Here is a 9,356-nt window from a genome sequence, read left to right on the forward strand (position 1 = left end):
GGGGTCGGGGGGGGGGGCGGGGGGGCGTATGGGTTCGGGGGGGCTTTTTTTGGGGGCCCGGGGGGGCGCGGGGGGGGCCCCCCGGTCAAGGCTCCGGCCGGTACTGGATAGGCTGGGGCCGACCGACGCAAGGAGGACAAGGGACGATGGCAGGCAACACAGAGCCGCTTTCGCCGCGGGCCAAGCTGGCCGTGACGGCGGGCAAGGCCGCGGCGGCGGTGTCGCGGGCCGCGGGACGCGGAAGCGGATCGGTGATCGGTGGCAAGGTCGCACTCAAACTCGACCCCGATCTCCTCGGAGCGCTCGCGCAGCATCTCGACGTCGTCCTCGTCTCCGCGACGAACGGCAAGACCACGACGACCCGGCTGATCGCGGAGGCCCTGCGGGCCAGCGGTCCGGTCGTCTCCAACGCCCTCGGCGCCAACATGCCGGCCGGCATCACCTCCGCCCTGGCGGGCGGCTCGGACGCCAAGTACGGCGTCATCGAGGTGGACGAGAAGTACCTGGCCGGGGTGGCCCGGGACGTCACCCCCAAGGTGATCGCCCTGCTGAACCTCTCCCGCGACCAGCTGGACCGCGCGGCCGAGACCCGCATGCTCGCGGAGAAGTGGCGCGAGGGCCTCCAGGGCTCCAAGGCCGTCATCGTCGCGAACTGCGACGACCCGCTGATCGTGTGGTCGGCCTCGTCCTCGCAGAACGTGGTGTGGGTCGCCGCCGGCCAGGAGTGGAAGGACGACGCCTGGTCGTGCCCCTCCTGCGGTGGCGTCATGCAGCGCCCCGGCGACGACTGGTTCTGCGGCGAGTGCGGTTTCCGGCGCCCCGTCCCGAGCTGGGTGCTGTCCGGCGACCACGTGCTGGACCCGCACGGCAGCGCCTGGCCGATCCACCTCCAGCTGCCCGGCCGCGCCAACAAGGCGAACGCCGCCACCTCGGCCGCCGTGGCCGCCGTGTTCGGCGTCCCGCCGCAGGTCGCGCTGGAGCGGATGTACCAGGTCCAGGCCGTCGCCGGCCGCTACGACGTGGTCAGCTTCCAGGGCCGTGAGCTGCGCCTGCTGCTCGCGAAGAACCCGGCGGGCTGGCTCGAAACGTTTTCGCTGATCGACGGTCCGCCGGCGCCGGTGATCCTCTCGGTGAACGCCCGCGGCGCGGACGGCACCGACACGTCGTGGCTGTGGGACGTGGACTACCCGCGGCTCTCCGGCCACCCGATCTTCGTGATCGGCGACCGCAAGCTGGACCTGGCCGTCCGCCTGGAGGTCGCCGGCCTGGACTTCCGGGTCTGCGAGACCCTCGACGAGGCCGTGCAGCTGGCGCCGCCCGGGCAGATCGAGCTGATCGCCAACTACACCGCCTTCCAGGACGTGCGCCGCCGCGTCGGCAACTAGTCACCCATAGAGGACAAGAGCATGAGCGACAACAGCCTGCGTCTGGTGTGGGTCTACCCCGACCTGCTGAGCACGTACGGAGACCAGGGCAACGCCCTCGTGGTGGAGCGCCGGGCGCGCCAGCGCGGCCTGGACGTGCAGCGCGTGGACGTGCGCAGCGACCAGCCCATCCCGACCTCGGGCGACATCTACCTGATCGGCGGCGGTGAGGACCGGCCGCAGCGGCTCGCCGCGGAGCGTCTGCTGCGCGACGGCGGTCTGGAGCGGGCCGTCTCGAACGGGGCGATCGTCTTCTCCGTCTGCGCCGGCTACCAGATCCTCGGGAACGAGTTCGTCAACGACATGGGCGAACGCCAGGAGGGCCTCGGCCTGCTGGACGTGGTGACCGTGCGCGGCGAGGGCGAGCGGTGCGTGGGCGACGTCCTGGCGGACATCGACCCGCGCCTGAACCTGCCGCCGCTGACGGGCTTCGAGAACCACCAGGGCGTCACGCACCTGGGCCCGACCGCGCGGCCGTTCGCCCGCACCCGTCTGGGCCGCGGCAACGGCACGGGCGACGGCACCGAGGGCGCGTACAACGACACGGTCTTCGGCACGTACATGCACGGCCCCGTGATGGCCCGCAACCCGCAGATCGCGGACCTGCTGCTGAAGCTGGCCCTCGACGTGAACGCGCTGCCGCCCATCGACGACCGGTGGTACGAGGCGCTGCGCGCCGAGCGGATCTCGGCGGCCACGCAGCCCGCGTAGCACCGCTCAGGCCGCTCATCGGGGCGGCCCCGTCATCATGTGTTCGGCCCGGTTTTCCCTTGGGGGAACCGGGCCGACGTGGTTTCGTACGATGAGTGTGACCAGCATGTGGAGGATGGTTCAGTCCACCGCTCCACCGCTTGTAGGGTGGCCGTAGTTCCAACCGGACGACGTGGTCCGGTCGTCGGCCCACGTTGCAAAGGTTCTTCCTGCCATGCGCATTGGTGTGCTCACTTCCGGCGGCGACTGCCCCGGCCTCAATGCCGTCATCCGCTCCGTCGTGCACCGCTCCGTCGTCGATCACGGCGACGAGGTCATCGGCTTCCACGACGGCTGGCGCGGCCTGCTGGAGTGCGACTACCGCAAGCTCGACCTCGACGCGGTCAGCGGCATCCTGGCCCGCGGCGGCACGATCCTGGGCTCCTCCCGGGTGCAGCCCGCGCACCTGCGCGACGGCGTCGAGCAGGCCCGCGGGCACGTCGCGGACCTGGGTCTGGACGCCATCATCCCGATCGGCGGCGAGGGCACCCTGAAGGCCGCGAACCTGCTCGCGCAGGCGGGCCTGCCGATCGTCGGCGTCCCGAAGACCATCGACAACGACATCGCCTCGACGGACGTCACCTTCGGCTTCGACACCGCCGTCGGGGTCGCCACCGAGGCCCTGGACCGGCTGAAGACCACCGCCGAGTCCCACCAGCGCGTGATGGTCGTGGAGGTCATGGGCCGCCACACCGGCTGGATCGCCCTGCACTCGGGCATGGCGGCGGGCGCGCACGCCATCGTCGTCCCGGAGCGCCCGTTCGACATCGACGAGCTGACGGCGATCGTCGGCGAGCGGTTCTCGGCCGGCAAGCGGTTCGCGATCGTCGTGGTCGCGGAGGGCGCGAAGCCGCGGGCCGGGTCCATGGACTTCCAGGAGGGCGGCACCGACCAGTACGGGCACGAGCGCTTCGCCGGCATCGGCAACCTGCTCGCGGTCGAGCTGGAGCGGCGCCTGGGCAAGGAGGCCCGTCCGGTCATCCTGGGCCACGTCCAGCGCGGCGGCACGCCGACCGCGTACGACCGGGTCCTGGCCACCCGCTTCGGCTGGCACGCGGTCGAGGCGGCGCACCGCGGAGAGTTCGGCATGCTGACGGCCCTGCGCGGCACCGAGATCGAGATGGTCCCGCTCGCCGACGCCGTTCAGACCCTCAAGACGGTCCCGGCGGCGCGCTACGACGAGGCGCAGAACGTTCTGTGATGTTCCCCGCGTTCTACGCGTCACTCCCTTAACGGGTGCCCCCGGACGATTTCGCGTCCGGGGGCGGCATTACTGTGGTGGGGCACCACGGGTCAAGGGAGTGAACAGATGGATCACAGCGGTCACGGCATGGACATGCACATGGACATGGACCTGCCGCCGTTCACTCTCGGGCGCGGTCTGGAGTTCTCCTTCGACGCGTTCTTCCTGATCGGCTCGCTCGTGGGTCTCGGCCTGTACCTGTGGGGCGTGCTGCGGCTGCGCCGCCGCGGGGACGCGTGGCCACTGGGCCGGACCATCGCCTTCACCTCGGGCGTGCTGACCGTGGCCCTGGTGATGTGCACCAAGCTGAACGACTACGGCATGGTCATGTTCAGCGTGCACATGATCCAGCACATGGTCATCAGCATGCTCTCCCCGATCCTGCTGCTGCTCGGCGCGCCGGTGACACTGGCGCTGCGCGCGCTGCCGCCCGCCGCGCGGGGGGTCAAGGGTCCCCGTGAGCTGCTGCTGATGCTGCTGCACAGCCGCTACATGAAGGTGATCACCCACCCGGTGTTCACGATCCCGCTGTTCATCGCCAGTCTCTACGCCCTCTACTTCACGCCGCTCTTCGACTTCCTGATGGAGAGCAAGGCCGGGCACATCGGCATGATGGTGCACTTCCTGGCCGTCGGCCTGGTCTTCTTCTGGCCGATCATGGGCGTGGACCCGGGGCCCCACCGCCCCGGCTACGTGATGCGGATGCTGGAGCTCTTCGCCGGAATGCCGTTCCACGCCTTCTTCGGCATCGCCCTGATGATGGCGAGCGAGCCGATGATCAAGACGTACTCGGACCCGCCGGCCTCCCTCGGCATCGATCCGCTGCTCGACCAGCAGTGGGGCGGCGGCATCGCCTGGGCCTTCAGCGAGATCCCGTCGGTGCTGGTGCTGATCGCGCTGGTCTACCAGTGGTACCACTCCGAGCAGCGGGCGGCGAAGCGCTCGGACCGGGCCGCGGACCGCGACGGCGACCAGGAGCTGGAGGCGTACAACTCCTATCTCGCCTCCCTCCAAGCGCGTGGCCAGTAGCGCACCGGCACCTCGGCGCGCGACCATGGGGCATGACCGGATCCGTTAAGGCGATGGCCGTCATGACCTTCGCCGCTCTGGTGGCCGTCGCCACGTATTCCGTGGCCCTCGGCAGCAACGGCTGGCTGTGGTTCGGCTGGGTGCTCCTCGGCCTGCTGACCGCCGGCATGGCGGCGTCCCGCAAGCCCTGACGCCCCCGCCCCGCAGCCACCCTCCGGCTCCGGCGGGATCCTGCTGCGCCATGCCCATCCGGCACCGTCTCGGGCACACTGACCTGACCCCCAGGTGAAGGGAAAATGCCCCGGTGTTCTACCACTTGCTCAAGCACGTGCTGCTCGGTCCGCTGTTGCGACTGCTCTTCCGGCCGCGCATCGAGGGACTGGAGAACATTCCGGCGGAGGGGCCCGCGATCGTCGCGGGCAACCACCTGTCCTTCTCCGACCACTTCCTGATGCCGGCCATCCTCAAACGCCGGATCACGTTCCTCGCGAAGGCCGAGTACTTCACCGGTCCCGGGGTGAAGGGGCGGCTGACCGCGTTCTTCTTCCGCAGCGCCGGGCAGATCCCGGTGGACCGGTCGGGCAAGGACGCCGGGCAGGCCGCGCTGCGCGAAGGGCTGGGCGTGCTGGCCAAGGGGGAGCTGCTGGGCATCTACCCGGAGGGCACCCGCTCGCACGACGGGCGGCTGTACAAGGGCAAGGTGGGCGTGGCCGCGATGGCGCTCGGGGCCGGGGTGCCCGTCATCCCGTGCGCGATGGTCGGCACCTTCGAGATCCAGCCGCCCGGGCAGAAGGTCCCGAACATCCGGCGGGTGACGATCCGCTTCGGCCGGCCGCTGGACTTCTCGCGCTACGCCGGTCTGGAGGGCGAGCGGGCGGTGCTGCGGGCCGTCACCGACGAGATCATGTACGCCGTGCTCCAGCTGTCCGGTCAGGAGTACGTCGACCGGTACGCCGCCGAGGTCAAGGCGGAAGAGGAGGAGGCGCGGAAGAAGGCCCGGCGCACATCGCGCTGAGCCTTCTCCCGTGCCCTTCATGCCACCGTCCGGCTTAGCGGACGGCCGGCAGCTCCTCCTGCGCCGGGAGCGCGGAAGCCGGAGCCTTGGCGAGCGACTTCGCGGCGGCCGGGGCCGGCGGGACCGGAGTGGCGTGCGGACCGCACTTCACGTCCTTGGCGTCGACCTTGCCGGTCAGCAGGTAGGCGTCCACCCGGGTGTTGATGCAGGGGTTCACCAGGCTGGTGACACCGTGCGAGCCGGCGTTCTGCTCGGTGATCAGACGCGAGCCGGCGAGGCGGCGGTGCATCTCGACGCCACCCTCGTACGGCGTGGCGGCGTCACGCTCCGACTGGACGATCAGGACCGGCGCCAGGCCGCGCTTGGCACCGACCTCGATCGGGTTGCTCTGCTTGGACTTCCAGGTCGCGCAGGGCAGGTTCATCCACGCGTTGGACCAGGTCAGGAACGGGTACTTCTCGTTCAGCTTGGTGTTGTCCCGGTCCCACTTGGCCCAGCTGGTCGGCCACTTGGCGTCGGCGCACTCGACCGCGGTGTAGACCGCGTTGCTGTTCTCGGACGCGGCGTTGCCCTTGGCGTCCGACATGTCCGGGGCGATGGCCTCGATCAGCGGCTTCTCGTCACCGGCGGCCCAGGCGCTGAACGCCTGCGCGACCGGGACCCACGAGGAGTCGTAGTACGGGGCACCCTGGAAGAAGCCGATGAGCTCGTTCGGGCCGACGACGCCGCCGAGCGGGTTGGCCTTGGCCTGGGCGCGCAGCTGCTGGTACTTGGCCTCGACCTTGGCGCGGGTGTCGCCGAGGTGGAAGACGGAGTCGTACTTGGCGACCCAGTCCTGCCAGTCGTTCCAGCGCGTCTGGAAGGCGACGTCCTGGTCCAGGTTGGCCTGGTACCAGATGTTGTCCGTGTCCGGGTTGACCACGCTGTCGACGATCATGCGGCGCACGTGGGTCGGGAACAGCGTCGCGTAGACGCCGCCCAGGTAGGTGCCGTAGGAGACGCCGAGGTAGTTCAGCTTCTTCTCACCGAGGGCGGCCCGGATGACGTCCAGGTCGCGCGCGGTGTTCGGCGTGGTCATGTGCGGCAGCATCTCGCCGCTGCGCTCCTTGCAGCCGTCCGCGTACTCGGCGGCGAGCTTGCGCTGGGCGCGCTTGTCCGCCTCGCCGGACGGGACCGGGTCGGCCTTGGGCACCTTGACGAACTCCTGCGGGTCGATGCAGGAGATCGGGGCGGAGTGGCCGACACCGCGCGGGTCGAAGCCCACGAAGTCGTAGGCCTTGGAGGTGTTGACCCACAGCGGGCTCTTGGTGGTGACCCGGCGCGGGAAGCGCATGCCGGAACCACCGGGGCCGCCCGGGTTGTAGATGAGCGCGCCCTGGCGCTCCTCCTTGGTGCCGGTGTTGCCGATCCGGTCGACCGCGAGGTCGATGGTCTTGCCGAACGGCTTGGCGTAGTCCAGCGGGACCTTGACCCAGCCACACTGGATCGGGGCCTCGAAGCCCCAGTCGGCGGGGCAGTCCTTCCACTCGATCCCGGTACGGGCGGCCCGGGCGGCGGCGAGCTGCACGCCCAGCGCCTCCGGGACCGAGCTGCTCCCGGCGGCCGGGGCCGCGGAGGCGGACGGCGCGAGCAGCAGGCCCGCAGCCAGAGCTCCGGTGATCAGAGTGGCAGCGCTCCCCAGCGCTGCAGTGCGTATCACGTGGTTGTTCCCCCTGCGTCAGACCCGGCCGCACGCGGCCGGGTTGGTCGGGTCGGTCAATGCACAGGGATCCTTTCGCCTGACCTACACCTGACAACAGAGCAAGGTCAGGTTCTTTGCCAACCCGATAACCGGAAAGGCGTGTACCGCTGAGCGGTGTCTGATTCGTCCCAGGTTCGCTCAGCGATTACCAGCCGTACGTTCGACACGCCACGTCGAGTACCTCGCGCAGCCGAAGCGCGTCGGGGGCCAGAGCCGTCACGAGTACGGCGGGACCCGCCAGCGGAGTGACGGCCGCGAACTCCCCGAGCACCGCGGGAACCGGCGCCGACACCGCGAACGCCGGGTCGACGACCAGGAGCTGACCGAGCGCCCGGTGGCCGGCCAGCCCCGCCGGACCGTCCCAGCCCCCCGGCGCGCCCGGACCGCAGGCCAGCTCCTGGTCCAGCAGCGCCCGGCCGCCCCGGGTCCCGGTGAGCCTGCTGCGCAGCAGCCCCGGCTCCTCCCCCGTACGGCCCAGCACCTGCTCCTCACGCAGCAGCAGCCGGGCCGTGGGGGCCAGTTCGGCCCGGGTGCGCACCCGCAGGTCGCTGCCGCGCACGGAGACCAGCGGCTCCGGCAGCCACCGCACGGCCGCGTCCTCGTCCACGGTCAGCCGTACGTCGTACCGCGCGGGCTCACCACCGCGGCCGGGCAGCGCCAGGGTGGCGGCGGCCGAGGCCAGGGCGAGGCGGGCCCCGGGACCGGCGGCGGCCTCCACCGCGAGGTGGTCCCCGCCGAGCGGGGCGGTCATCGCGCCGACCAGCATCACGCCCGCTTCGGCCCCCGCCCCCCGGGTGCGGCGCAGCGCGAGCGGCCCGTCACCGGAGAGCAGCGGCAGGGCGGTACCGCCACGGCCGTCGGCGACCGCGGAGATCCGGGCGGTGGCCCGAACGCCCATCGGGCTCGGAAGCGGGCGGGGCGGGGTGGCCGGGGGCGCGACGGTGCTCACCGGGCGGCCCAGACGGCGATCCGCTCGCGCACCCACGCGGCGACCGGGGCCACGCCCGGCTCACCGCGCAGCGACTGGAAGGCGACCGGGAGTTCACCGCGCTGCTCGGCGGCGTCGCGGGCCATCCGGTCCAGGTCGGAGCCCACGTACGGGGCGAGGTCCGTCTTGTTGACGACGAGCAGGTCGGCGGTGGTCACGCCGGGGCCGCCCTTGCGCGGGATGTCGTCGCCGCCGGCCACGTCGATGACGAAGATCTGGGCGTCGACGAGGCCGCGGGAGAAGGTGGCGGTCAGGTTGTCGCCGCCGGACTCGACGAGGATCAGGTCGAGCGGCCCGACCGTTTCCTCCAGCTCCTCCACCGCCTCCAGGTTGGCGGAGATGTCGTCCCGGATGGCGGTGTGCGGGCAGGCCCCGGTCTCCACCGCGCTGATCCGCTCGGGCGGCAGGACGGCCTCGCGGAGCAGGAACTCGGCGTCCTCCCGCGTGTAGATGTCGTTGGTGACGACGGCCATCGACAGCTCGGAGCGCAGGGCGCGGCAGAGCGCGGCGACGGTGGCCGTCTTGCCGGAGCCGACGGGTCCGCCGAGCCCGATGCGCAGGGCGCGGCGCGAGCCGTCCGCCCGTACCGGCTCGGCACTGTGGGTGTGGCGCTGGGGGTAGGTCACGCCGTGGTCGAGGTGCATGGGGATCTCCAGGAGGTCGTGGAGGTGGTCGGAGGGGGTCGCAGGCGGGGAGCCCGCGGGCGGTCAGGAGGCGAACAGCCGGACCGGCCAGGCCGCATGGGCTTCCGCGGCGATCTCCAGGAGCGGCGAGGACGCCGCGGGCAGCGCGTCGGGGCCCTCCCGCAGGGCGAGTTCCGCGGCCCGGGCGGCCCGTCCGGAGACCGCGTCGAGCCGGGGGGCGAGGCGGGCCAGGACCCCGCTCGCCTCGAAGGGGTCGAGGCCGAGCAGCCGCACCGTCGCGGTCGCCGGCCCGCTGACGCTCTCGTACGCCGCCACGTGCGCGGCTTCCGACGGCCCGAGTCCGGCCGCCCGGGCGGTGAGCCCGAGCACCACCGGCTGGTGCGCCCCGCGCGGGAAGGCCGCGGCGAGCGCGTCGAGTTCGGCGGAGGGCCACGTGGCCCGGGCGGCCCGCAGCAGCTGCCGGCCCCCGCGCCCCCCCCCCGGGCGCCGGGCCCGCGCCCGGGGGCCGGGGGCGGTGAACAC

10 protein-coding genes are annotated in these 9,356 nt (G+C 71.9%); 6 read left to right on the top strand and 4 right to left on the bottom strand.

Annotation, left to right across the window (positions count from 1 at the left end; all coding sequences use genetic code 11):
- The first annotated feature begins 146 nt into the window (after positions 1–146).
- The 6 genes from ACFXA3_RS24420 (at position 147) to ACFXA3_RS24445 (ending at position 5,461) form a co-directional block, all read left to right on the top strand.
- Positions 147–1,385: a MurT ligase domain-containing protein gene (locus ACFXA3_RS24420; protein WP_385190105.1), complete on the top strand. Its 1,239-nt coding sequence runs from the start codon at positions 147–149 to the stop codon at positions 1,383–1,385.
- A 21-nt stretch (positions 1,386–1,406) separates the two neighbouring features.
- Entirely contained in the window at positions 1,407–2,135 is a 729-nt protein-coding gene (locus ACFXA3_RS24425; RefSeq protein WP_385190107.1) for a type 1 glutamine amidotransferase, read from the top strand.
- Positions 2,136–2,349: 214 nt separating this feature from the next.
- On the top strand, positions 2,350–3,375 hold the full coding sequence (locus ACFXA3_RS24430) for a 6-phosphofructokinase (RefSeq protein WP_385190110.1): 1,026 nt from the start codon (positions 2,350–2,352) through the stop codon (positions 3,373–3,375).
- Between the two features lie 108 nt (positions 3,376–3,483).
- On the top strand, positions 3,484–4,446 hold the full coding sequence (locus ACFXA3_RS24435) for a cytochrome c oxidase assembly protein (protein ID WP_054225080.1): 963 nt from the start codon (positions 3,484–3,486) through the stop codon (positions 4,444–4,446).
- A gap of 32 nt (positions 4,447–4,478) precedes the next feature.
- Complete coding sequence (locus ACFXA3_RS24440) at positions 4,479–4,637, top strand: hypothetical protein (protein ID WP_327282254.1); 159 nt, start codon at positions 4,479–4,481, stop codon at positions 4,635–4,637.
- 113 nt (positions 4,638–4,750) lie between these two features.
- The gene (locus tag ACFXA3_RS24445) at positions 4,751–5,461 is read left to right on the top strand and encodes a lysophospholipid acyltransferase family protein (protein ID WP_385190112.1); all 711 of its coding nucleotides are present in this window, start codon (positions 4,751–4,753) and stop codon (positions 5,459–5,461) included.
- A gap of 34 nt (positions 5,462–5,495) precedes the next feature.
- Here ACFXA3_RS24445 and ACFXA3_RS24450 read toward each other — a convergent pair whose 3' ends face one another.
- From ACFXA3_RS24450 to ACFXA3_RS24465, 4 genes are all read right to left on the bottom strand, one after another.
- On the bottom strand, positions 5,496–7,160 hold the full coding sequence (locus ACFXA3_RS24450) for an alpha/beta hydrolase (RefSeq protein WP_385190114.1): 1,665 nt from the start codon (positions 7,158–7,160) through the stop codon (positions 5,496–5,498).
- A gap of 187 nt (positions 7,161–7,347) precedes the next feature.
- A complete protein-coding gene (locus ACFXA3_RS24455) occupies positions 7,348–8,100 on the bottom strand; it encodes an urease accessory protein UreD (protein WP_385190117.1) in 753 nt (250 codons plus the stop codon).
- A gap of 47 nt (positions 8,101–8,147) precedes the next feature.
- Positions 8,148–8,834 (bottom strand): urease accessory protein UreG, encoded by a 687-nt coding sequence (gene ureG / locus ACFXA3_RS24460; RefSeq protein WP_385190120.1) that lies wholly within the window; start codon positions 8,832–8,834, stop codon positions 8,148–8,150.
- 63 nt (positions 8,835–8,897) lie between these two features.
- Positions 8,898–9,356 (bottom strand): urease accessory protein UreF (locus ACFXA3_RS24465; protein WP_385190122.1); only part of this gene is annotated, 459 nt, incomplete at its 5' end.

The sequence above is a fragment of the Streptomyces sp. NPDC059456 genome, from assembly GCF_042750055.1.
Classification (GTDB): domain Bacteria; phylum Actinomycetota; class Actinomycetes; order Streptomycetales; family Streptomycetaceae; genus Streptomyces.